Source organism: Pseudoalteromonas sp. OF5H-5 (genome assembly GCF_021530695.1).
Lineage (GTDB): Bacteria > Pseudomonadota > Gammaproteobacteria > Enterobacterales > Alteromonadaceae > Pseudoalteromonas.
The window spans coordinates 236,995-261,350 of the sequence record NZ_JAKGBF010000002.1 but is presented as its reverse complement, the minus strand read 5'-3'; the positions used below and the strand labels follow the sequence as shown (position 1 = coordinate 261,350).

The window sequence follows — 24,356 nt, the reverse complement described above, 5'->3', positions numbered from 1 at the left end:
GCTTATGCCGTTGCGGTATTGATACCCGCTTCCATTCCTGGTGCTGGCATACTGACTGGCTCTTCGAATGTTGCCCACTCCCACGCTGACTCAGTTGCCATGATTTCACGAAGCAACATATTGTTTAGGCCGTGACCTGATTTATAGCATGAGATCTTACCTAAAATGTTGTGACCTGCCATAAACATATCACCCACACAGTCTAAGATCTTGTGTTTAACAAACTCATCCGCATAGCGCAGACCATCAGGATTTAATACTTTAAACTGGTCTAAAACAACCGCATTATCCATGCTGCCACCTAAGGCTAGGTTGTTTGCATGCATGTATTCAATATCACGCATAAAACCAAAAGTACGAGCACGACTGATCTCTTCAGTAAAGCTTTGAGCGGTAATGTCTAATCCAATACGTTGGCGGCTAGCATTGATCGCAGGGTGATTGAAGTCAATTTCAAAGTCGATGTGGAAACCATCGTAAGGCTCAATTTCAGCCCACTTGTCGCCATCTTCAACACGCACTTTTTCTTTGATGCGAATAAAGCGCTTGGCAGCGTTTTGCTCTTCAATACCGCCTTTTTGAATTAAGTAGATGAATGGCAATGCACTGCCATCCATAATAGGCACTTCGGCGCTGTCTAACTCTACGATGAGGTTATCAATCCCAAGCGCAGCTACCGCAGCAATCAAATGCTCGGTAGTAGACAAGCGAACGCCGTCTTTATTTGTTAAACACGTACACAGTTGCGTGTCGCCCACAGCTTCCGGTGTTGTTTCAAAATCAACAACAGGGTCTAGATCAACGCGGCGAAATACAACACCTGTATTCACACCAGCTGGTCGGAGAGTGATCGTGACCTTTTCACCTTTGTGTAAACCTACACCTGTGGCTTTAACGACTTGTGCAATCGTACGTTGTTTAATCATATATTCGCCCACTTAAATTCTAGATAGGCGGCGGAGTATAACATAGTTCCACCAAACTGCCAATCTTTGTTTATTTTTTATACCAACTTTAGTCTGACTGCTTACGTAAAAAAGCCGGAATATCGAAGTAGTCACCTTTTTCTTTACTGTCGCTGCCTTTTGCGCTTGCTGAACTAGAAGCTTGTTGTGGCTTCTGCTCTTGCACTTGCGGTGCAGGCGCTTCAGCTGGTTGCTCAGGTTCTGCCGCTGACGTTTGCGGTTGCGTAAAGCTTGGCACATACATGCTCGTTTGTGAGCTAGTTTGTGTTCCACCTACCGCATCTGAGCCTGAAGCTTGTCTAAAGCCATTGTCTACAATACCAAATTGCGGACGACGGTCACCACCTAAGCCGGTAGCAACCACTGTCACTCTTAGCTCTTCGCTCATTTCAGGGTCAATAACAGCACCCACTACCACAGTCGCGTTCTCAGACGCTAACGCTTTAACATGGTTACCAACGACCTCAAATTCTTCGATAGTAATGTCCATGCCAGCGGTGATATTCACCAAAATGCCTTTCGCGCCAGTTAGGTCGACATCTTCTAAAAGCGGGCTAGAAATCGCGGCTTCCGCTGCTTCTTGTGCACGATCAGGACCTGTCGCCGAAGCCGTCCCCATCATTGCAGTACCCATTGCTGACATTACAGTTCTCACATCCGCAAAGTCAACGTTGATTAGACCTGAACGTGTGATCAACTCTGCAATACCTTGTACCGCGCCATAAAGCACGTCATTTGCTTTAGCGAAGGCATCTAGCAGTGTAGTCCCTTTACCAAGAACTTTAAGCAATTTGTTGTTTGGAATTGTAATAAGTGAATCTACAATTTCTGACAACTCAGCAATACCTTGCTCAGCCGCAGCCATGCGCTTTTTACCCTCGAGATCGAAAGGACGCGTTACTACAGCCACAGTCAAAATACCTAGTTCTTTTGCTGCGCGTGCAACAACAGGTGCGGCACCGGTACCTGTACCGCCGCCCATACCGGCTGCGATAAATACCATGTCTGCGCCTTCAAGGCTGCTCTTGATGGTTTCTAGATCTTCTTCTGCTGCGCTGCGGCCCACTTCTGGGTTTGCGCCAGCTCCAAGACCTGAGGTAATCTGAGTACCCAGCTGTACGGTAATATCCGCAGACGAACGGCGTAACGCTTGTGCGTCCGTATTCGCTACGATAAAACGTACACCTTCAATTTCTTGGTTTACCATGTGTTCTACGGCGTTACCGCCGCCGCCACCGACACCGATGACTTTAATGACAGCTTCTTCGCTGTGCTGCTCCATAATATCAAACATCTTCACTCTCCGACTTGAGTATTAAAACTCGCCTTGGAACCATTTTGTAACACGGTTCCACCAACTCCCCTCTGCATCTACTTTCGACTTCTGTGCATTCATCGATTGTAGTGAACGGCCGTATTGTAACAAACCTACCGCCGTTGCATATGCAGGGTCATCCACATAATCTGTTAATCCCTTAATGCCAATTGGTTTCCCTATTCTTACTGGCATTTGGAATATATCTTCTGCGACTTCTTGTGCACCTTGCATCTTGGCGCTACCGCCTGTGATAACAAGACCTGCCGCAATTTGATCTTCAAAACCTGAGCGACGTAATTCTTCTTGTGCAAGCTCAAACAGTTCTCTAAATCTTGGCTCTACCACTTCAGACAAAGTATGACGAGACATTACCCGAGCAGGACGCCCACCAACACTTGGTACTTCGATGGTTTCTTCACTTGATGCCATTTGGCTCGACGCGAAGGCATATTGTACTTTCAGAGACTCGGCATGCGAAATAGGTGTTCTAAATATTTTTGCTATATCGCCTGTGACCTGATTACCCGCAACCGGGATCACGGCAGTATGACGCAGCGCTCCGTTCACATAAATCGCAATATCCATGGTGCCACCACCGATATCTAATACCGCAACACCTAGCTCTTTTTCATCTTCAGTCAACACTGAGTAACATGACGCCAAGGCGTTAAACGTTAATTGGTCTACCTGTAAACCACAGCGTTCAACACACTTTTCAATATTCTTTGCCATGTCATTCGAACACGTAATGATATGTGCTTTCGCTTCCATCCTTACGCCACTCATACCCAGAGGGTTTTTGATCCCCTCTTGCATGTCGATGCTATATTCTTGCGGCAATGAGTGCAGCATTTTGCGTTCGGCAGACATAGGCACAGAACGTGCAATGTGAATAACATTGGCAATATCATCGTCTGTGACTTCAGCATTGTTTATTGCCACCACGCCACTTTCGTTTTGACACTGAATATGTTTGCCTGAGATCCCCAAATAAACCGAGCTTATTCTGCAATCGGCCATTAGCTCTGCTTCATCTACAGCGCGTTTAATAGACTCAGAAACGAGGTCTAAATCGTTTACCCCGCCCTTATCCATGCCGTGAGACTCTTGGCGTCCGACACCGACAATACTAAGTTGATTGTCCACAGTGATCTCCCCAACTGTGGCGACGACCTTTGATGTGCCAACATCTAATCCAATCACTAAGTTTCTTTCTGCCGACTTTGTCATGCTTCACTCTTGTTATTTTGTTGTTCTTGCTGCTCAGTAGGTTCTTTCCAACTCACTGCCAGTCCCGTGTCGTAGCGTAAATCAATGACATCGATTACTTTACCTTCAGGGCGTTCCATACGTGGATACACGTCGATAAAACGTTGTACTCGTTTGGCTTTATCTTCACGCCCTAAATTTAAGCGGATCCCATTGTCCAGCCATAGCTGCCAAGCAAATCGTTCTGAAAGCGCTAAACTTTCCAACGTAAACTGATTTACCGCCAACAAGGCTTTAAACTGCTTAAATGTTTGCCATGCTTCTTCAGCACTTCCTTCAGGGCCATATAATTCAGGCAGCCCTTGCGGCAATTTGTTACTACTCGCTTGGAATACTTCGCCATCATCATTGAGTAATGAATCGCTATTCCAATGCGCAACCGGCTGATGTTCCACTACATAGACTTGCAGCGTATCCGGCCATTGTTTTCTGACTGACACTGTCGCAATCCAAGGCAAAGACTTTACCGCCTTGTGGACTGCTTTTACATCAAGCTCAAAAAAACTATTTAAATCTGCGGTTTTAATTGCCGCCACAATGTCATCTTCATTGGTATAATGCGGTTTACCGAGCACTTTGAGTGTTTTTATTTGCGCATCATGATGTGCAACTAACCAATCACTTACCCAGTATGTTCCTCTTACCAATGTAAAAATCACCACAAAGAAGAAGCTAAGTCCCCAAAAAAGGGGCCAGTTCACTCTTGAACCGATCAGCTTCAACCCTGCCAAAAATGCTCGCATATTAAAGCGTTTGCTCCAAAATGCGAACAACTAATTGTTCAAAACTTACACCCGTTGCTTTTGCTGCCATCGGCACCAACGACTTTTCAGTCATACCAGGTACAGTATTTACCTCGAGTAGATAGAAATGACCTTGCTCATCTTGCATGGCGTCAACACGTCCCCAACCAGTGGCACCAACCAATTCAAAAGCGTGCTTTGCCATCACTTGTAATTGCTCAGTGTGTGCAGCGCTAATATCCGCCGGACAATAATACTCGGTACTGTTGACTTGGTATTTCGCTTCATAATCGTAAAAACCACGAGGCGTACGCATTTCAATAACAGGCAATGCCTCTTTAGCGAGCATAGACACGGTAAACTCACGTCCAGTGATCCATTGTTCAACGAGAACTTGATCGTCAAACTTAAAGGCATTATTTAATGCCGCAGTCAGGGTTTCTTCGCTGTCTGCCTGAGCCATACCTATGCTTGAGCCTTCGTGACTTGGCTTTACCATGACTTTGCCAAACTCAGCGATTAGCGCCTTAGCATCAAAACCCGTCTCTTTGCTTACGACAGCATAAGGTGCCGTACTTAACTTGGCAGACTGAAATAGATGCTTACAGCGGACTTTATCCATCGCAAGCGCACTACCAAGTACACCGCTTCCTGTATATGGTATTCCCATAAACTCAAGCGCACCTTGAATAGTACCATCTTCACCGCCACGGCCATGCAGTGCAATGAATACGCGATCCACACCTAGGTCTTTAAGTTGCCATAAATTACGTTCTGCTGGATCAAAAGCAATCGCATCTATACCTTGATTAACGAAGGCATTTAGCACTGCATTACCAGACTTTAGCGACACCTCTCGCTCTGCTGAACTACCGCCAAGTAATACGGCTACTTTTCCAAACTGACTACTCATAATTCACTCTGTTTTAACTGCGCTATCGATAGCCCGGTGGCGGCTAACTGCTTCACGATTTGACCTATATTGCCGGCCCCTTGCGTCAACACTAAATCACCATCTTCCATGGTGCTTGCCAACACTTTCGCCAATTCACCATGGTCACTGATATGGATCGGCTCAACGCCACGTTGACGGAGACTACGGCACAAACTTTTACTATCCGCACCAACGATAGGCGCTTCACCGGCACTATATACATCTAACAGCAGTAGTTTATCAACATCGCAAAGCACTTTTACGAAATCTTCATATAAATCGCGTGTTCGACTATAGCGATGTGGCTGATAAATCATAACCAAACGCTTATCAGGCCAACCAGACTTAGCGGCTTTTATCGTCATCGCAACTTCAGACGGATGGTGACCATAATCATCAACCAGCATCACCTCACCCACTTCATTATTGAATGAGCCGTAATGCTGGAAGCGACGTCCTACCCCTTCAAAGTTGGCTAACGCCTGATAAATCGCTTCGTTTTCAATATTGTGATCTTTTGCAACCGCAATAGATGCCAGCGCATTCAATGCGTTGTGCTTACCTGGCATATTTAGCTTCACTTCAAGTAACTCACCGTCTTTGGTTCTGACTTTAAAGTGTGATTCACTTTGTGTTTGCTTGAAGTCCAATAACTGATAATCCGCATCGTTAGCCTCACCATACGTGATTGTCGGCCTTGCAAAGCGTGGCAATAATTCTCTCACGACTGGCGAATCGATACACACCACCGCCAGACCATAAAATGGTAAGTTATGGATAAACTCGATGTAGGTGTCTTTCATTTTTTCGAAGTCACCCTCGTAAGTATCCATGTGGTCTTCTTCGATATTTGTTACCACCGACACCATCGGCTGCAAATGCAAAAACGATGCATCACTCTCATCCGCTTCTGCGATAAGGTATTCACTGCTGCCCACTTTGGCATTACTACCAGCACTATTGAGCAAGCCACCGATAATAAAGGTTGGATCCAGCTCAGCCCGCGCAAAAATACTCGCAATCAGGCTCGTCGTTGTGGTCTTACCATGTGTTCCAGCTACCGCAATCCCGTGACGAAAGCGCATCAACTCGGCGAGCATTTCGGCGCGACGAACGATTGGCGTACGGTTTGCCTTCGCCGCTTGGATCTCTGGGTTTTGGTCGTTGATTGCACTCGATACCACAACCACATCGGCCATTTTTACATTTTCAGCTTGGTGGCCGATAAAGATCTCGGCGCCCATATTTGTTAATCGCTCTGTCATCGTACTTTTGGCGATATCTGAGCCTGTAATTCGGTAACCTTCAAAGGCCAGCACTTCTGCAATCCCACCCATACCAGCACCACCAATCCCGATAAAGTGGATGGTGTTGATACGTCGCATTGCTCTTCTGCTTGAAGCTTCCATTTAATATCCTAGTTCGATAATTCTGTACAAATTTGGGCAACTTTCGCTGTTGCCTCCGACTTACCGCATTGTCTCGCTTTTGCTGCCATGGTCGCAATTTTTTGCGGCTCAATAACAAGTGGCTGCAGTGTCGTTGCTAGCGTTTCTGGCGTCAGTGCAGTTTGCTGTAATATATAAGCAGCCCCAGCCGACACTAAAAATTGCGCGTTAGCCGTCTGGTGATCGTCAACGGCATGTGGGAAAGGCACAAAAATCGCCGTTTTCCCAGCTGCGGCTATTTCACTCACGGTAAGCGCACCGGCACGGCAAATAACCAAGTCAGCCCAAGCGTATGCGGCATCCATATCATGAATGAACTCGCTGACCTCAGCATTAATGCCTGCACTTTCATATCGTTGTTGTGTATCGTCTTGGTTATGTTTACCGCTTTGATGGCGAATATTTAATCCGATACTGGCCACCTGTAGCTTTAGTAACTTGAGTCCTTCTGGCACGGTTTCATTCAGTGCTTTTGCTCCCAATGAACCACCGACAATTAATAGATTTAACGGCACTGAAACGGGTTTATCGCTAATCTCAGCAACACTTGCACGTACCGGATTCCCCACAACCTGAGCGAGCTTTTCATTGAATGCGCCGGGAAAACCCGCTAATACGCGACTTGCAATTTTCGCCAGCAACTTATTGCTCATACCCGCAACCGCATTTTGCTCATGGATCACCAAAGGGATCCCAAGCAGTTTCGCAGCAACACCTACAGGGCCAGTTACATAACCGCCCATGGCTAACACCACATCAGGTTTGCGCTGTTGTAAAATACGCTTTGCTGCAAGTATCGCTTTTAAAACCATAAATGGTGCTGTTAGTAATCGTTTGACCCCGTTACCACGGACGCCTTTCATGGCAATAAAATCAATTTCAAAACCGTAACGCGGCACCACATCGGCTTCCATTCGGTCCGCAGTGCCAACCCAGCTCACTTGCCAAGCCTGCGCCTGTAAAAATTGTGCCACTGCAATACCTGGAAAAATATGTCCACCTGTACCGCCCGCGACCACTAGAAGACGTTTTGTCATCGCCTACCTCCACGGGATGTTGCCTGCCTTGTCGACATTTTTGTCTCAAAATCTATACGTTGTAGAATGCCTGCCGCAATTGTCATCACCCAAAGGCTAGAGCCACCGTAAGAAACAAATGGCAGTGTTAAACCTTTAGTGGGTAAAATGCCAGCGCTCGCACCAATATTAACGACTGCCTGAAAGGCAAACCAAATACCAATGCCCAAGGCAAAATACCCTTCGTATTCTTTACCTGCTTTAAGGGCCTTTTGCCCGATAAAAAGCGCTCGAGTAACCAATACACCGAGTACAATAATAATGCTAAATACCCCAATAAAGCCCAGTTCTTCCGCTATTACAGCAAAAATAAAGTCATTATGTGCTTCCGGCAAATACTGTAGCTTTTGTATGCTATTACCCAAGCCTTGACCAAACCAGCCACCTTGGCCGTATGCCATTAGGGATTGTACCAATTGATAACCGGCGCCAAATGGATCTTCCCAAGGGTTTAAAAAGCCCACGACACGCTTCATACGATATGGCTCAATGATGATAAGCAGTACCACCAAAGAGACACCGGTAAGCATTAAGGTAAAAAACTGCCAAAGCCTTGCACCGGCTAAAAACAACAGGCCAACGGTCGTCACAAACATGACTACCACAGTACCTAAATCTGGTTGCATCAAAATTAAGAACGCATACACCGCAAACACAATCATTGGCTTGGCGAAGCCTTTGATGTTTTCTTGTACTTCATCGCGTTTACGTACCAAGTAGCCGGCAATATAGCTGAAGAAAAATAGCTTAGATGCCTCTGCTACTTGCAAACCAAAAGGACCAAGCGGGATCCAGCGTCTTGCACCATTTACTTCGCGACCAATAATGAGTACCGCCACTAACAGTACCAAGCCAAAAAGCAGCAAATATGGATTACTGCGTTTCCACCAAGTCATTGGCACACTTGTCGCGAACCAAAAGAGAATAAACGAGCCCACTAAAAAGATAACGTGGCGAATGGTAAAGTGAAAAGGGTTATCAAATAGTCGCTCGGCAACCGGCATAGAAGCACTTGTCACCATCACAAATCCCACTCCAATAAGCATGAGCATGCAGTACATCAAAGGTACGTCAAATAAGCTCTCGGACTGGCGAGGCGTTAGCGCCTCTTTGATATCAGCGACGTTAATCAAGCATGTTCCCCCACTAAACGGACGAACTCATCCCCACGCGCCATATAGTTTGGATACATGTCTATGCTGGCACAGGCTGGTGCTAATAGCACAATATCACCATTGGTCGCTATCGTTTTTGCCGCCAACACGGCTTCTTCCAAATTGTTGACTTGATGGCTATTGCGCAGCAGTGGCATAAACTGTGCACCGTCTTGCCCGAAACAAAATAGCGCTTTGCAATGCGTAGTGAGTGGCGTCTTGAGCGGTGAAAGATCTGCCCCTTTCGCATCACCACCCACGATCAAAATAATATTTTTGCGACCTGAAGCTAAAGAATCAATAGCGGCGACCGTCGAGCCAACATTCGTTGCCTTCGAATCGTTGAAGTAGCGAACCCCAGCAACATCGGCAACCAACTGACAACGATGAGGTAACCCCGTGAAACTCGCAAACGCGCTGGCAAATACCTGCATAGGCAATTGCATCGGCGCTAATAATGCTAATACCGCCAAGGCGTTAAATTGATTATGTCGCCCCACCATCGCCAACGTTTTTACCGCTAGCAGTGGTGTTTGTTTGTGTGCGAAATACGCCTCACCGTCAAAGGTCATTAAGTGATAATCCCCCTCAGTGAGAGATACACTGCTGCCTTGCCCATGCTGCGCAAAGGTATAATGATCTTCAGCATTAAAGACAATATGTTCAACATGCTGGTAAATACGTTGCTTCGCTTCAATATAAGCTTGAAAATCAGGATAGCGATCCATGTGATCTTCAGTAATATTGAGGATCATTGCCGACAAACAAGCCAAGCTATGAGTGGTTTCAAGCTGAAAACTAGACAGCTCAAGCACATAAACATCATGCGGCTGCTCTAACAACGACAGCACAGACGTGCCAATATTGCCGCCAAGCCCAACTTTTAAGCCAGCGGCTTTCAATACTTCTGTCGCGAGCGTAACAACGGTGGACTTACCGTTAGAGCCCGTAACGGCAATCACTGGACGGGTATTGAGGCGTGCAAATAGCTCAATATCGCCGATGACTTCAACGCCTTCGGCAATGGCAGCGGCAACGCTTTGTTCAAATAACGGGATCCCTGGGCTGATGATAATCAGATCCGTTTGCGCCAAAGCGGCATCAGCAAGATTGCCAAATACCGCTTCACATTCAGGCGCGTTGTGACTTAGCCAGTCCGAGCCCGGAGGCACTGGACGACTATCAACCACTTTTGGATTAATACCGTGCGACAGCAGAAAACGCACAATCCCCTGTCCTGTGACTCCAAGCCCCAGTACCGTGACATGCTTTTTCTGTAATTGCTCAATATACGTCATTATCTAATCTTCAACGTCGCAAGACCGGCCAAAACCAAGATAATCGAGATGATCCAAAAACGGACTATCACGCGAGGTTCAGGCCATCCTTTTAATTCGTAATGATGGTGAATAGGGGCCATTCTAAAGATCCGCTGACCTCTGAGTTTGTAAGACCCTACCTGTAAAATCACGGATAATGCCTCCATCACAAATACACCGCCCATAATGATCAGCACTAACTCTTGGCGTACTAAAATAGCGATGATCCCGAGTGCACCACCCAGCGCCAATGAACCCACATCGCCCATAAAAACTTGTGCCGGATAGGTGTTAAACCATAAGAAACCAAGACCTGCGCCAACAATCGCCGTACATACCACAACCAATTCACTTGTGAGTGGCAAATGAGGAATATGAAGGTAGCTTGAGAAATTCGCGTTACCAGTAACGTAAGCAATAATCGCGAGTGCTGAGGCAACCAAAATGGTCGGAACAATGGCGAGTCCATCCAAACCATCAGTCAGGTTAACTGCGTTTGACGTACCCACAATCACAAAGTAACTCATGACCAAATAGAACAAACCAAGTTGTGGTAATACATCTTTCAAAAATGGCACGACTAGCGTGGTTTCCGCAGCGCTGGTAGACGTAAAGTACAAAAATGCCGCCGTAGATATCGCAATAACCGACTGCCAAAAGTATTTCCAACGTGCAATTAGGCCTTTACTGTCTTTTCTGATCACCTTGCGGTAATCATCCACAAACCCAACAATACCTAAGCTGCCAATGACAAATAACGTCACCCATACATATTTGTTGCTAAGGTCGCCCCACAGTAGCGTACTGGTAAAGATCGCAGCAAGAATTAACAGTCCACCCATAGTTGGGGTACCCGACTTGGACAAGTGCGATTCAGGGCCATCATCACGTACGGTCTGACCAATCTGCATGCGCTGTAATGCAGCGATGAGTTTAGGGCCAAAATACAACGAAATCATTAAGGCCGTTAAAATGCCTAAAATCGCCCTCAACGTAAGGTAAGAAAATACGTTAAACCCAGAATAATATTGGGTAAGATACTCGGCTAGCCAAACTAACATGATACTTCTCCTGTCTCGCTATCCGACTGGCCAGCGTTTACTAATTCTTCAACGAGCAGTTCCATCCGCGCACTACGTGATCCTTTAACGATAACGGTGCATTGTCCTGATTGCTCGGCCAATACAACCCGTAACGCCTTCATTAAGTTCTCGCGAGTCGAGAAATGACGATTTGGCTTTTCAAATACATTGCTAGCGCTGCTACTCAGCACCCCCAATGAAAACAATTCATCAATGCCTTGCTGCTTAGCATACTCGCCGACTTCACGGTGATATTCGCGAGCATCTTCACCCAGTTCTGCCATATCACCCAACGCCAATACTTTATAGCCAGACATAGACGCCAGTAAATCAATCGCCGCGTTGACAGATTTCACGTTTGCATTGTAGGTGTCATCGACGACACGCAACGTGTCCGAGACTTGGATCATGTTGACACGGCCCTTTACTTCAGCCATTTTTCCAAGACCCGTTGCCACCTCACTTAAGCTTGCGCCAAGCTCGGTTGTCAATGCAGCCGCAATCAACGCATTGCCAACGTTGTGCTGGCCACTAAGCGGTAAACTAATGGTGGTACGCTCTTCTCCCAGACATAGCGTGAAGGTAGGGCGAGCTAGCTCATCCAACTCAATTGCTTCCACCCAAATATCAAGCTGAGCATTTAAGCTATAACGTTTCACTTTAGAAACAGCTAAGCTTTCCTGCCACATCTGAGCATAATCGCTATCCGCATTGATGACTGCGACACCGTCAGCTTTTAGGCCTGAGAAAATCTCACCTTTCGCTTTTCCTACGCCATCAATTGAACCAAACCCTTCGATGTGGGCTGGTGCGACGTTACATACTGTCGCCACGTCTGGACTTACTAATGCAGTGGTATAAGCAATTTCACCCAAGTGGTTAGCGCCGAGTTCTATCACCGCATATTCATCATCTTCACTTAAGCGCAATAGCGTCAACGGTACCCCGATGTCGTTATTAAAATTACCTTTCGTCGCAAGGACTTTGCCTTTTTGCGCCAAAATCGCCGCACACATTTCTTTCACTGTGGTTTTACCGACACTGCCGGTAATTGCAATGGTTTTAGGGGCGACAGTTTCAATCACTGCTCGGCCAATTTGGCCTAAAGCAATGCGCGTATCTGTAACAACAAACTGTGGTAAATCGATATCTTCATCGTGCTCAGAAACAATAGCTGCGATAGCACCGTGTGCTTTGGCCACACCCAAGAAACGGTGGCCGTCAAAGTTAGGCCCTTTAAGTGCTAGAAATACCTCTCCAGACTGTATTGTTCTGGTATCAGTATTAATATTGGCGACTGCCAAATTCTCCCCGTCGTAAGGGGTTTTTAAGACTGCTGCAAGCCAAGAAAAATCCATCTTGATCATGCCTTTTCCCCTCGTAAAATCGCTGCAACGCATTGCCTATCACAAAAATCAATGCGCTCAGTACCTATAATTTGATAATCCTCGTGCCCTTTCCCCGCAATCAGCACCACGCTGTTTTCATCAGCTAGGTCTATCGCGTGTTGAATGGCTAGCCCTCTATCTGGCTGGCAGACAGCATACTCAGGGTGGATGAGTCCTGCCTTAACGTCGTCAATGATTAAATTGGGATCTTCGCTTCGTGGATTATCACTGGTGATCACCAGTTTATCTGCATATTTCTCTGCAGCTCGCGCCATTTCAGGACGCTTACCTTTATCTCTATCACCACCGCAACCAAACACACAGATAAGATTGCCCGGAACATGTGCTCGCAAGGCTTGTAGTGCAAGTGCCAAAGCGTCTGGGGTATGGGCATAATCAACAATACACGTAGGCTTTTCAGGGGCACTAAATGGCTGCATGCGGCCTGCAACTGGCGCGAGCTGGCTGCAAGCTTCGCTTAATGCTTCAAGACTTGCGCCTTGCAATAGTAAAGTCGCAATCGCAGCAGCTAAATTATAAAGATTAAACTCACCATACAGTGGCACACTGACTTCACATTCACCCCAGCTGGTTTTTAATGTCGCCGTCAAACCATTTGGGTGTGCCGACACGGCATCAAAGAATACATATTGTTGGTAGCTATTTTTTTCACTCCAGCGACCGTAAACAACCACTGTATCGTCATTAAACTCAGCGGCCCAACTTGCACCCACTTCATCGTCAATATTGATGACTTTGTGATTTGGCGCACAGCGAGTGAATAGCAGTTTCTTAGCTTCTGCATAGCTTTGCATATCACCGTGATAATCTAAGTGATCGCGCGTCAAGTTGGTGAAAACAGCCACATCAAAGTCGCATTCGTCAACTCGACCTTGCACCAAGCCATGGGAAGAGACCTCCATCGCGACTTGATCATACTGTTGCTGTAAAAACGCCAAAATACGTTGTAAATCTACGTTTGACGGCGTGGTGTTTGCCAGCGGAATAAGGCTGTCTGGTTGACCATAACCAAGCGTACCTATCACAGCACCAGCACTACCGATTAGGCTGGCTAAATTGGCAATCATCGCTGTCGTGGTAGATTTACCGTTGGTGCCAGTAACGCCTGTGAGTTTGAGCTTTTTACTCGGGTATGCATAAAACTGCGCTGCAATTGCCGCCAACTTATCGGCAAGATTATCGATAAAAATCGCTTGCTCTGGTGCAACATTAAGCTCGCTTCCCGTTTCTGCAAGCACACATTTAGCGCCTTGCGCAACGGCACTGGCGGCATATTTAGCACCGTCTTGGGCATGACCTTGCAGTGCAACAAAACAATCACCTGGTTCAATCGCTCGACTGTCTATGCGCAGATGCTCAACCTTAACAGGGGCAATATTGACACCGTAATCACTGAGTACCTGAGCCAGATCACGCATCGTTATCTGCTCCAGAAATATAAGCCACGCGCTCTTTATCAGGCGCTACATTTAAAATTCTCAGTGCATTAGACATTATTTCAGCAAAAGCAGGCCCTGCGGTTTGACCGCCATAGTAAACATCTCCCGCCGGTTCATTAACCATCACCACAACCGCAAGCCTTGGGTCACTTACCGGTGCAACGCCCGCAAAGTAACCAACGTACTCATCACCATAGCCACCCGCCACGGCTTTTTCTGAAGTACCTGTTTTACCAGCGGCACGGTATCCATCAACTTTTACGTTGTGGGCAGTACCACCACGTTCAAATACTGACTCCATCATCTCTACCACGGCATGTGTATCTTGCTCGCTAAAAATACGCTTACCTTCAGGAATTTCATCTTGCTTCACAATAGTGAGTGGTCGCAAGATACCGCCGGCTCCAAACATGGCGTAAAGTCTCGCCATTTGTGCAGTGCTTACAGATACTGCGTAACCATAAGAGAGTGTTGCAATTTCAAAGTTAGACCAACGGCGGTTTGGATAAAATAGACCTGCGCTTTCACCAATCATGTTTGAGCCCGTTGGCTCACCAAAACCCACTTGTTGGTATAGATTGATAAAATACTCTTTTGGCAGCATCTGCGAGATCTTCGCAACTCCCATGTTACTGGAGATTTTAAGGATCTCTCTTAAGCTCAGCTCACCATTGTTACGAGTGTCTTTCACTAAGCCACCACTTAAGTTCATCCAGCCCGGATAGGTATCTATCGTGTCTGTTGCCTTAACTGCACCATAATTTAAACCAGCCAATACCGCTAAAGGCTTTAAGGTTGAACCGGGTTCAAATAGGTCAGTCATAGCACGATTGCGACGTTTATAAGGTGCGGCAGTACTTAGATCGTTAGGATTAAAGCTTGGGCTATTCACCAAAGCTAAAATTTCGCCAGTGTGTACATCAACAACTATCGCCGAACCAGAGGTAGCTTTATAGCTCAGTACCGCCGACTTTAACGCGCGGTAGGCAATGGCTTGGATCCGTAAATCAATACTCAGGTAAACATCTTCTGGCTCGACACGCTGTTCTTCTGAAAGTACTTGTACTTCACGACCTTGCGCATCTTTTCGAATGGTGCGTTTACCAGCCGTACCGGTTAATGCAGAGTCGAACATACGCTCGACGCCTTCAATACCTTTGCCATCAATATCGGTTACACCAATCATGTGCGCTGTTACTTCGCCGCTTGGGTAAAAACGTTTGGACTCGTCAAGCAAGTGCACGCCCGGCAGGCGCATTTGACGAATATAGTTGGCAACAACCGCCGTCACTTGACGCTTCAAATAGACAAAACGACGGCTTGGGTCTCCCCTAAGCCGTTCATCGACATTTTCTGGTTTGAGTCTGAGTACATCTGCAAGCTCTTTCCACCTGAGCTCATCATCGTACCAAGCTTGTTTCCGTATTTTCAGCTCAGCATCATTTTGCTCTAACGCTTTATAATCTTCACCTTCTTTACGGGCTTTACGTAACACTTTTTTGGCAAGTGCCTTATCAATGGCAAGGGGATCTGCATAAACGCTCACAACCGGCACACTCACTGCCAGCTCTTTGCCATTGCGGTCGAAGATCATGCCTCGTTGGACATTGAGTTTCTCAACCCGTACGGTGCGCTTATCATTTTCTTCAATTGCCTTATCAGGCTCAATTACTTGCAAAAATGCAGCGCGTGCAACAAGCGTCATAAAAACGGTGAGCATCACGCCGCAAACTAGAGCAAAGCGCCAGGTGATAATAGATTGAGTTTTTTGCTTTTGTTTATTCATGGCAGCACAATCACCTGTTCATCTTTACTGGTTGGGCGTTTCATCTCTAACTGCATCTTGGCTATCTCTTCTATCCTTGCATGCTGAGAGTAAAACTCTTCTTCCACAACGAGGTAACGCCATTGTAGGTCTAACTCATCGCGCTGTTGTAATAGCTCATCCTGCTGTATCAATTGCTGGCGAGTTAAATGGGTAATTTGCACTACCGCGAGTGCAGAAATCAAAATCGTAAGTAGCAAGAATGCCGTCAACTTATTAGCAATGATGTAATAGCCTATTTCTACAAATAGATTCGGTTGACGTTGCTTACTTGCATTCATTAGAGCTTCTCCGCCACTCTTAATACTGAGCTTCGCGAGCGTGGATTTTGTGCAATCTCTGCATCGCTAGGCTTAATGGCTTTACCCACTGCCTTTAAGGTGAGATTTTGTTTAAGTTGTTCATCCGTTAAAGGCAGACCTCTGGGTATCGCCTCTCCCTTACTCTGCTTCTTGATAAACTGCTTTACAATGCGATCTTCTAGAGAATGAAACGAGATCACCACTAACCGACCACCAGGTTTTAACACCTCAAGTGACGCTTGCAATGCAGTCTGAATTTCTTCTAACTCGCTGTTAATATAAATACGAATAGCTTGGAAAGTACGAGTTGCAGGATGCTTATGTTTGTCCTTGACAGGCACAGCTTCATCTATCAGTTGCGCTAATTGCGCCGTCGTTGTAATCGCGGTGTGCTCACGTACTTCAATGACTTTACGAGCAATACGAGTGGCAAACTTTTCTTCGCCATACTTTTTGATCACAAACACCATTTCTTCAAGCTCTGCTTCAGCTAGCCACTGTGCAGCGCTGCGACCTGAGTCGGGATCCATACGCATATCCAGTGGCCCGTCTTTCATAAAGCTAAAGCCACGGTCTGCATCATCAAGCTGAGGTGAAGACACACCAATGTCCAACAAGATGCCATCAACCTGACCTAAGATACCGGCTTGTTCCGCGACAGATTTAATTTGCGAGAAGCGGCTTCGCGCTATAGAGAAACGTGTATCATCAGCAAACTTTTCAGCCGCTTTAATCGCTTGAGGGTCTTGATCTATGGCTTGTAAACGCCCAGTCGACAACCTTTTGAGGATTTCACCTGAATGCCCACCACGACCAAACGTCCCATCGATATATATACCTTCAGGGTTAATTGCTAGGGCATCTAGGGTTTCGGTCATTAATACCGAAATATGCTTAAACTCTTCGCTCATTAATTTGTTTACCCCTACAAGGAAAAGTTTTCCAGTTCAGGGCTTTCCTCAAAGTTTCCTGAGTGTTCAATTTCGGTATCTGCCTGCATTTGCTGATACCAGCGTTCTTCGTCCCAAATTTCAAATTTATTGAGTAGCCCAACTAGCATAATCTTTTTGCCTAATTGCGCATGGGACCGCAATGAAGGCGCCAGTAAAATCCGGCCATTTTTGTCTAGTTGGTATTCTGTAGCATGACCTAGCAACATCCGTTGCCAGCGTCTTACTCTGGGATTGGTGTTAGAGATGCGACTTAGTTTGGTCTCAATTTCTAGCCATTCGGAGAGTGGGTAGAGCCATAAGCACGGTTCGTTGATCGCAATAGTACAAATAACGGTTCCCTGATCTTCAGACAGCAGCGGTTGACGGTACTTAGTCGGCACCGCAAAACGCCCTTTGTCATCCAAAGCTAGCGAACTTGCACCTCGAAACATGCGTGATCCTATTTCTAAGTTAGTTGATCCAGTTTGATCCACTAAAACCCACTTTTTACCACAGAAGAACAGTCTAGGGCTTGACAAGCACTTTTGTCAAGCTCAGTCGGTACCTTTAACACCTTTGAAAGCCAGAAAAATCGCGGGATTTGTGGAAGATCATGAATTTTGTGGAAAAAAGTGGAGAGATGAAAAAATGCCATTTTTTTTGACCGGATAATCACATCATACTTTCAATTTAGAAATTAAAAATTCTATCTGTTAGCCCTTGCTCAGTGATGCTTTTGCAGCTGAATTATTTATGCAAATTTGCTTGGTTGTCCTAACTTGATTCGGTATCATTCGCGCTCTCTGATCAGCTCCATAGGTGGGATTATTCTGAAATCTTCAATACAGTTTCGATTTTATCGCTTACTCGTTCTACTGTGCTTGCCATGTCTGATCATTATTTTATTTCTATTATGTGAGCAACGTCAGCAGGCATTAACACAACAGTCACAACAGGCGCTGCATTACGCCAAACAAGTTGCGGCGATCCAGCAGGTAGAGCTCGCAGATACAGAACAAGTCTTACAGCAACTGTCGACCCGTATTGATCATCTTACCGTAGAGCACGGCAAATGCCCGCCGCTGCTTTATCACGCGATGCTGCTCAGCCCCAACCTAGCTAACCTTGGCATAGTTGACGCACAAGGGAACGTACTTTGTACTACGCATCAAGCAGATCAACGCGAGATCAATATCGCCGATCGTGGTTACTTTAAAACCGCAATGCGCACTGCCCAGTTTAGTATTGGTGAGTATCAAATTGACCGCAGCATGCAGCGTGCAACAGTCAACTTCGCGCTACCAATTTACGATGATAAACAGCAATTTTTATTTATGCTTGTCGCAGTGAAAGGCTTAACGCATTGGAGCCAGACCCTTGCAAAACTGCCTCTTCCTGTTGGTACTCGGGTAATGATTGCCGACGCTAAAGCGCAAATCATTGCGCAATATCCAGCAGCAAATGCAGAACTTGGCCGTGCTGTTAGCAGTTCTTGGCCAAGCAATTTAGGCACACAGGCGACGCTACTAAACACCCCAGAAGGCAATCGCTTGGTGTATGTAAAGCAATCACTCAATAACAGCAACCGAGCGTTACAAATCTACTTTAGTTTCGATTTTGAGTCCCAGTTGAGCAGCATAGATAAGCGTTTTGCACTCTTTCTAGGAATATTTTTGGCGCTTGTGTCTATTTTGTTTTGGCAAACACATTGGCAATTAAAGCAACAACTTTTAAAACCGCTAGGCGCACTCAAGCATGCTATTGCACAACTTGAATCGGGCAAGCAAGATCGCCGTTTTAACGCAACCAAAGTGCCCAGTGAATTTGAGCATATCGCCGAGCGTTTTGCTCATATGGCGCAAACACGCTTAGCCGCTGAAGACAATGCAAATCATAGACTTGCCGTTGTAAAAGCCCTGATTAATGCACTCCCCGATAGCTATGTGCGCTTAGATCAACAGGCTCAGATCTTATCTCGTTATGGCGATTACACAGACAAAGCACAAACGCTTAGGGAATTGCTCCCAGAACATATCTATAAACGGATCCGCGCAGAGCTTGCACTGTTGAATGACAAAACCTATGTGCAACTTGAGTTTTCACCAACCAGTAATCAAGTGGTTGAATGTCGTCTATGTGCCATTGAGTCACATCCACAGGCGTTGTTGATTTTCCGTGATATTAGCCAACGTAAGCATCAAGAAGAAGCACTAAACCTTGCAGCATTGGTGTACAACAATAGCAGCGAATGTATGATCATCACGGATGCCAATGGCTTTATCTTGGACGTCAACCTTGCCTTTACGCGTGTAACTGGTTACTCACGCTCAGAGGTGCTGGGTAAGTCCACTGCCATGTTAGGATCGGGTCAACATGACCGTAGCTTTTACGAATTGATGTGGCAGCAGCTCAACGAACACGGCCGTTGGCAAGGTGAGATTGTCAACCGTAAGAAAAATGGCGAGCTTTACACCGAATGGCTGACTATTGATAGCGTTTACGATAGCAACCGTGAGATCTACCGCCGCGTCGCGATCTTCACCGATATTACCGAAGTAAAGCGTAAAGATGCGCTGATCTGGAAACAAGCACATTTTGACGAATTAACCGATCTTCATAATCGTGTGGGACTTAAAAAACACTTAAAAAAACAGGTTGCCAGCGGACAACAACAAACCGCCGTGTTATTACTCGATCTCGACAATTTTAAAGATATTAACGACACATTAGGCCATTATTACGGCGACTTACTCTTGAAGTTAGTCGCACAACGTTTAAAGAGTATGGCTCCGCATGCGTTTTTATCCCGCATTGGAGGTGATGAGTTTGTCTTTGTGTTGGAGGATGACGAACATAAAGCAAAGTGCAAAGCACTAGCAGCTCAGATCCAGTCCGCATTCAAACAGCCTTTTGAGATCCAAGATGAGCAATGCCATATCACTGCAAGTATGGGGATTGCCACCGCACCAACAGATGGTAATGGTGCAGAAGCCCTATTAAAGGCTGCCGATCAAGCAATGTATCGAGCAAAGCAGCAAGGTCGTAACGGCTATGTGATTTTTGATGACGCTTTACGCAAAGTCGCAGAATCTAGAATGCACATGCTCAAAGGTATTCGTACTGCACTGCATAACAATCAATTTGAAATGCACTACCAGCCTATCGTATCACTTGACGATAATCGCGTCGCCAAAGCTGAGGCCTTGATCCGCTGGCGACACCCAGAGCAAGGTATGGTGAGTCCCGCTGAGTTTATTCCGTTAGCCGAAGAAACCCAGCTCATTCATCATATTGGCGATTTAGCATTTTCGCAGTCTATTGACACGTTGACGCAACTACAGCACTTAGGCCATACAACACAAATTAGCATCAATGTGTCACCGGTCCAATTTGCCGCTAAAAATTGCACCTTAGCAAGCTGGAGTGACAAACTCACAACGCTTGCGATCCCCCCTGAGCACGTGGTTTTAGAAGTTACGGAGGGAATGATGATGCACAATGATAGCCGCACTAAACAACGAGTTGAACGCTTAAAGCAGCAAGGTTTTCAATTTGCGTTAGATGACTTTGGCACGGGTTACTCATCACTCGCGTATCTAAAACAATTAGATTGTCACTTTGTGAAAATTGATAAACGCTTCGTCGATGGCATTGCAACCAATGCAGACGATTTAACCCTATGTGAAACCATTATTTTGATGGCTCACCGCCTAGGCTTAAAAGTCATCGCTGAAGGCGTTGAGACCGCGACTCAGCATCAGCTATTAAAACAGGCTGGATGTGATTTTGGTCAGGGTTATTACTATTCAAAGCCGCTACCACAACGCGAATTTCTGACCTTAATGACAGAAAAAAGCCACATTGCTGTGGCTTAACTGAAGTTACTTAAAATCTAGGTGCTTGGCTTATTCAGTTAAACCAAGCGCAGTCATCATTTTGTTTGCAACGTCCACATGGTGCTGCATGGTTGAGAACTGCTTAGTTACGCCCGCAGGACCAAAAGTATAAACCGGTACTGGCGCTGCCGTATGTGTACCAGTACCCCACACTACACTTTGCTCTGAGGCAATCGCGCGAGCAATTTTTCCGGTGTAATCCTCTTTGGCGTATACATAGAAGTCACTAAAGTCTTCAAACGCTGGGATCATATCTGCGCTATTTTCATCGTATACACTCTGACCGACTTTTGCGGCATTATCTAGTGTCACCGTGTAAGCCGTCATATCTTCAATGGTCGCTTTCCAAGTTGGACCCGATACATTTTCATAGGCTTCATCAGGCGCAGCTTCTGCAAGGATATCGAAGAAAGTGCCTGTTTGCGCGTAAAGCTTGTCTAGTTGCGCAAGTGGACCAAAGTTAAATTTAGGATGATATTCTTTAGCAACACCATTTACATACATACCATCGCCAGACAGCGTTTGTGCTTCAGGACGCTCATGCTTTGAATAACTAAAGCCAAAACTACCCGTTTCATGGTCTGCAGTCACAACGACTAGCGTATCGTTACGGTCTTTTACCCATTCATGCACAGCTTCAACGGCTTCATCAAATTTAAGCAGCTCATTTAGCATCCAACCTGCATCGTTTGCATGACCCGCCCAGTCAATTTGACCACCTTCAATCATCAAGAAAAAGCCATCTTCATCTTTAGACAAGATATCAAGCGCTTTCACCGTCATTTCTTTTAATGAAGGCTGAGTACAGCTGTTGCTTTGTTGACAAGCTTTGTAAGCAATTGCGTCACTCATACCAGAGTTTGCGAATAGACCTAGTACTTTTTCGCCTTCAAAACTGCTTAATTGTGCTTTATCAAAAGCAAGGCCATAACCATGTTGCTCTTTTGCTTCAACAACTAGGTTAGTTTCATCTCCACGCTTTGAGCTTTTATATACGCTACTAGGCATGCCAAGCGCGTCGAGTTGTGCTTGTACTTCAGCATTGTCAGGCGTGCTCTTTGGTACAAATACGCGAGCACCACCAGATAACATCACATCAACGCTGCCAGAGCGAACTAATTGCTCAGCGATTTCAGCTTCGTATGAACGATGCGGCATATGGGCAGCAAATGCCGCTGGCGTCGCGTGCGTAATACGCGTATCTGAAACAAGACCCGTCGCTTTACCCGCGGCTTTGGCTTTTTCTAAGATAGTCGCTACTTTATTGCCATCGGCATCAAGACCTATCATTTCTGAGCCTGCTGCAAGGCCGGTTGCTAATTGAGTTGCCGAACAAGCAGAGTCAGTTACTAGACTGCCAGTCGCGCCATGTGGTGCGTTCATGGAAAGGCCTAAATGACCACCCGCAGCAAGTTTAGACAGCGCTGTTTGATTGCCTTTGTTTTTATAAGTTGAGTTTGGCGCGCGCTGAGCATACTCTTCAAGTAAGCCAACTTGCTGTGGTCCCATACCGTCACCGATCATAAGGATCACATTTTTTACTTGTGTCACTTCTTGCACTGGTACTTCTTTGATGACTTCAACTTCTTTGATCACCTCAACGGTTTTTGTATCGTCATCACACGCGGTAAGTAGAATTGCAGAGATAGCAACTGTAAGTAACTTTTTATTCATTGTACTGTTCCTGAAACGTAATATTTGTCTGTAAGGCGGGCACAGTCTAGGCGCGTTACATGACTTTTTTATTTCAGCAAAGTGACAAAAAATATTTTATTTCACAACAAGTTACAATATAACAGTACAATTCAGATACGAAATCATACGCTATACCAATTGTTATTTAGAGTAATCACTCTCGACCAGAAGCACTGGTAAATAATTTAGAAATGGGTCGACTAGATAATCCAAACACAAAAATGCTCAACAGCACCGTTGCCATTGCCACTTGAGTAATTTGCAAACCATTTGGCAACTCTTCGCTGAGTAGCATTAAGGTTAGCACCACCGAAGCCAATCCCTTGGGGCCAAACCAAGCTAACGTAAAGCGCTCTTTGGTTGTCAGTGCACCACCTAACAAACAGAGGAATACCGGGATCAATCTAAACATGGCAGTTGCTAACACTGCGTACACCCAAACCTGCCATTGGGTAACGTTTAGCAGCACTACACTGGCCGACAAACCAAACACAATCCAGATCATAAAAGCCGCAAATTCGGCGAGGTGCTCACCTTCTTCGATAAGCTGATCTTTAAACTCATCACGATAATATTTATCAAACAGCAAACCGCTGACAAATGCAGCAATAAAGCCACTGCCATGCAAAGCTTGAGTTACCGAGAAAACTAAAAAAGCGATGCCAACAAAGAGAAAAGGGCTGGTTTTAGACGCAAAGTAATGATGTTGATAGGCGCGTTTAAGTAACCAAATGATCACCCCAGTCAGTAACCCCGCGACAACGAGTGCAATCCCCACTTCGCGTATAAAAATCCAAGCAAATGATTCGGTCGTCGCTTGCATTCGCTCAGCTAATACTCCCAGTAAAAACAGAAATACCGGAATACATAGGCCATCATTCAAGCCACTTTCCACATTAATTGCCTCACGTAATCTGGTGGGCACAGACTTATCCTGAATGAAGGTTTTGCATAAAGTGGCATCGGTTGGGGTGATGATCACCGCAATTAAAAAGCAAGCCAACCAAGATAACTGGAACAGCTCATGGGCCACCCACGCGCCAAATACCATGGTTAATGGCAGCCCGAGTAATAATTTAACCGGTAACTGGAAGCTGTGAGATAACACCCGTAATCGCGTTTTTGCAGCATCGGAAAATAAATAAATCGCAAGCGTCAACTCAATAATCGGCAACCAAGTTTGTAGGCCATTAATATCTACCGCTAAAGCTTGTTGCCCTCCTTCAATATTACCAAGCACAAAGCCTATCGCCCCGCCCGTTAGCACAAACCACATAGGTGCGGTGAGCTCCGCCCTATCTAGTTGTCGAGCTGTAATGCTATAAATAAAAAGAGAAAGTCCAATCGCCGCAATCAAAGCATAAATCACGTTGCCATTCCTTTACTGAAAACCTGTCGCTGATAACGCGAGTATGACAAATCTTATTCAGTTAAGCCAAACATCTAACAACATCCTCCTATCTCCTTTAAAGCGAATCAAACAACAAAGAGCAGTAGGCGCTAGTTAATTTTTCACCTTTGTGTCATCGGAATGTAAAAAACCGTCATTA

The 24,356-nt window shown here is 45.8% G+C and carries 19 protein-coding genes; 1 reads left to right on the top strand and 18 read right to left on the bottom strand.

The window, feature by feature from the left end; translation table 11 throughout:
- Positions 1-2: 2 nt before the first annotated feature.
- From lpxC to mraZ, 16 genes are all read right to left on the bottom strand, one after another.
- The gene (lpxC, locus tag L1271_RS04035; protein WP_010368639.1) at positions 3-926 is read right to left on the bottom strand and encodes a UDP-3-O-acyl-N-acetylglucosamine deacetylase; all 924 of its coding nucleotides are present in this window, start codon (positions 924-926) and stop codon (positions 3-5) included.
- An 88-nt stretch (positions 927-1,014) separates the two neighbouring features.
- Positions 1,015-2,259 (bottom strand): cell division protein FtsZ, encoded by a 1,245-nt coding sequence (gene ftsZ, locus L1271_RS04030; protein ID WP_045987929.1) that lies wholly within the window; start codon positions 2,257-2,259, stop codon positions 1,015-1,017.
- A gap of 21 nt (positions 2,260-2,280) precedes the next feature.
- Positions 2,281-3,513 (bottom strand): cell division protein FtsA, encoded by a 1,233-nt coding sequence (gene ftsA, locus L1271_RS04025; protein ID WP_010605798.1) that lies wholly within the window; start codon positions 3,511-3,513, stop codon positions 2,281-2,283.
- Positions 3,510-4,295: a cell division protein FtsQ/DivIB gene (locus L1271_RS04020; RefSeq protein WP_010368642.1), complete on the bottom strand. Its 786-nt coding sequence runs from the start codon at positions 4,293-4,295 to the stop codon at positions 3,510-3,512. Before L1271_RS04020 ends, ftsA begins: the two co-directional genes overlap by 4 nt.
- A gap of 1 nt (position 4,296) precedes the next feature.
- Positions 4,297-5,208, bottom strand: coding sequence for a D-alanine--D-alanine ligase (locus L1271_RS04015; protein WP_211867720.1), 912 nt, complete (start codon positions 5,206-5,208; stop codon positions 4,297-4,299).
- The gene (gene murC / locus L1271_RS04010; protein WP_235366800.1) at positions 5,205-6,638 is read right to left on the bottom strand and encodes a UDP-N-acetylmuramate--L-alanine ligase; all 1,434 of its coding nucleotides are present in this window, start codon (positions 6,636-6,638) and stop codon (positions 5,205-5,207) included. Before murC ends, L1271_RS04015 begins: the two co-directional genes overlap by 4 nt.
- Positions 6,639-6,646: 8 nt before the next feature.
- Positions 6,647-7,714 (bottom strand): undecaprenyldiphospho-muramoylpentapeptide beta-N-acetylglucosaminyltransferase, encoded by a 1,068-nt coding sequence (gene murG / locus L1271_RS04005; protein WP_010605802.1) that lies wholly within the window; start codon positions 7,712-7,714, stop codon positions 6,647-6,649.
- Complete coding sequence (ftsW, locus tag L1271_RS04000; protein ID WP_010368646.1) at positions 7,711-8,886, bottom strand: cell division protein FtsW; 1,176 nt, start codon at positions 8,884-8,886, stop codon at positions 7,711-7,713. The genes murG and ftsW overlap by 4 nt, the downstream gene beginning before the upstream one ends.
- Complete coding sequence (gene murD / locus L1271_RS03995; protein ID WP_102056077.1) at positions 8,883-10,205, bottom strand: UDP-N-acetylmuramoyl-L-alanine--D-glutamate ligase; 1,323 nt, start codon at positions 10,203-10,205, stop codon at positions 8,883-8,885. The genes ftsW and murD overlap by 4 nt, the downstream gene beginning before the upstream one ends.
- Positions 10,205-11,287 (bottom strand): phospho-N-acetylmuramoyl-pentapeptide-transferase, encoded by a 1,083-nt coding sequence (gene mraY, locus L1271_RS03990; RefSeq protein WP_010368649.1) that lies wholly within the window; start codon positions 11,285-11,287, stop codon positions 10,205-10,207. The genes murD and mraY overlap by 1 nt, the downstream gene beginning before the upstream one ends.
- Positions 11,281-12,675 carry a UDP-N-acetylmuramoyl-tripeptide--D-alanyl-D-alanine ligase gene (locus tag L1271_RS03985; RefSeq protein WP_102056076.1) on the bottom strand — a complete coding sequence of 465 codons (1,395 nt, stop codon included), beginning with the start codon at positions 12,673-12,675 and terminating at the stop codon, positions 11,281-11,283. The genes mraY and L1271_RS03985 overlap by 7 nt, the downstream gene beginning before the upstream one ends.
- Positions 12,672-14,135, bottom strand: a complete 1,464-nt coding sequence (gene murE / locus L1271_RS03980) for a UDP-N-acetylmuramoyl-L-alanyl-D-glutamate--2,6-diaminopimelate ligase (RefSeq protein ID WP_235366799.1) — start codon at positions 14,133-14,135, stop codon at positions 12,672-12,674. Before murE ends, L1271_RS03985 begins: the two co-directional genes overlap by 4 nt.
- Complete coding sequence (locus tag L1271_RS03975) at positions 14,128-15,942, bottom strand: peptidoglycan glycosyltransferase FtsI (protein ID WP_010605806.1); 1,815 nt, start codon at positions 15,940-15,942, stop codon at positions 14,128-14,130. The genes murE and L1271_RS03975 overlap by 8 nt, the downstream gene beginning before the upstream one ends.
- Positions 15,939-16,262, bottom strand: coding sequence for a cell division protein FtsL (ftsL, locus tag L1271_RS03970; RefSeq protein WP_010368658.1), 324 nt, complete (start codon positions 16,260-16,262; stop codon positions 15,939-15,941). Before ftsL ends, L1271_RS03975 begins: the two co-directional genes overlap by 4 nt.
- Positions 16,262-17,194 (bottom strand): 16S rRNA (cytosine(1402)-N(4))-methyltransferase RsmH, encoded by a 933-nt coding sequence (gene rsmH, locus L1271_RS03965; RefSeq protein ID WP_039494187.1) that lies wholly within the window; start codon positions 17,192-17,194, stop codon positions 16,262-16,264. Before rsmH ends, ftsL begins: the two co-directional genes overlap by 1 nt.
- Before the next feature lie 14 nt (positions 17,195-17,208).
- Complete coding sequence (gene mraZ / locus L1271_RS03960) at positions 17,209-17,667, bottom strand: division/cell wall cluster transcriptional repressor MraZ (protein WP_010368661.1); 459 nt, start codon at positions 17,665-17,667, stop codon at positions 17,209-17,211.
- Between the two features lie 327 nt (positions 17,668-17,994).
- On the opposite strand from mraZ, the gene L1271_RS03955 reads away from it, so the two are divergent.
- Positions 17,995-21,090 carry a bifunctional diguanylate cyclase/phosphodiesterase gene (locus L1271_RS03955; protein WP_235366798.1) on the top strand — a complete coding sequence of 1,032 codons (3,096 nt, stop codon included), beginning with the start codon at positions 17,995-17,997 and terminating at the stop codon, positions 21,088-21,090.
- 30 nt (positions 21,091-21,120) lie between these two features.
- On the opposite strand, the gene L1271_RS03950 is transcribed toward L1271_RS03955, so the two are convergent.
- Together L1271_RS03950 and L1271_RS03945 are read right to left on the bottom strand one after the other, a co-directional pair.
- A complete protein-coding gene (locus tag L1271_RS03950) occupies positions 21,121-22,785 on the bottom strand; it encodes an alkaline phosphatase (protein WP_102056072.1) in 1,665 nt (554 codons plus the stop codon).
- A 175-nt stretch (positions 22,786-22,960) separates the two neighbouring features.
- Complete coding sequence (locus L1271_RS03945) at positions 22,961-24,175, bottom strand: cation:proton antiporter (protein WP_010605810.1); 1,215 nt, start codon at positions 24,173-24,175, stop codon at positions 22,961-22,963.
- Positions 24,176-24,356: the final 181 nt, after the last annotated feature.

Excerpts from the sequence above, each read along its gene's own strand:
- murD (WP_102056077.1), bottom strand. The coding sequence starts at position 10,205 with ATGACGTATATTGAGCAATTACAGAAAAAGCATGTCACGGTACTGGGG.
- mraY (WP_010368649.1), bottom strand. The coding sequence starts at position 11,287 with ATGTTAGTTTGGCTAGCCGAGTATCTTACCCAATATTATTCTGGGTTT.
- lpxC (WP_010368639.1), bottom strand. The coding sequence starts at position 926 with ATGATTAAACAACGTACGATTGCACAAGTCGTTAAAGCCACAGGTGTA.
- L1271_RS04020 (WP_010368642.1), bottom strand. The coding sequence starts at position 4,295 with ATGCGAGCATTTTTGGCAGGGTTGAAGCTGATCGGTTCAAGAGTGAAC.
- L1271_RS03975 (WP_010605806.1), bottom strand. The coding sequence starts at position 15,942 with ATGAATAAACAAAAGCAAAAAACTCAATCTATTATCACCTGGCGCTTT.
- ftsL (WP_010368658.1), bottom strand. The coding sequence starts at position 16,262 with ATGAATGCAAGTAAGCAACGTCAACCGAATCTATTTGTAGAAATAGGC.
- L1271_RS04015 (WP_211867720.1), bottom strand. The coding sequence starts at position 5,208 with ATGAGTAGTCAGTTTGGAAAAGTAGCCGTATTACTTGGCGGTAGTTCA.
- murG (WP_010605802.1), bottom strand. The coding sequence starts at position 7,714 with ATGACAAAACGTCTTCTAGTGGTCGCGGGCGGTACAGGTGGACATATT.
- rsmH (WP_039494187.1), bottom strand. The coding sequence starts at position 17,194 with ATGAGCGAAGAGTTTAAGCATATTTCGGTATTAATGACCGAAACCCTA.
- ftsA (WP_010605798.1), bottom strand. The coding sequence starts at position 3,513 with ATGACAAAGTCGGCAGAAAGAAACTTAGTGATTGGATTAGATGTTGGC.
- mraZ (WP_010368661.1), bottom strand. The coding sequence starts at position 17,667 with ATGTTTCGAGGTGCAAGTTCGCTAGCTTTGGATGACAAAGGGCGTTTT.
- murC (WP_235366800.1), bottom strand. The coding sequence starts at position 6,638 with ATGGAAGCTTCAAGCAGAAGAGCAATGCGACGTATCAACACCATCCAC.
- ftsZ (WP_045987929.1), bottom strand. The coding sequence starts at position 2,259 with ATGTTTGATATTATGGAGCAGCACAGCGAAGAAGCTGTCATTAAAGTC.
- L1271_RS03985 (WP_102056076.1), bottom strand. The coding sequence starts at position 12,675 with ATGATCAAGATGGATTTTTCTTGGCTTGCAGCAGTCTTAAAAACCCCT.
- L1271_RS03950 (WP_102056072.1), bottom strand. The coding sequence starts at position 22,785 with ATGAATAAAAAGTTACTTACAGTTGCTATCTCTGCAATTCTACTTACC.
- murE (WP_235366799.1), bottom strand. The coding sequence starts at position 14,135 with ATGCGTGATCTGGCTCAGGTACTCAGTGATTACGGTGTCAATATTGCC.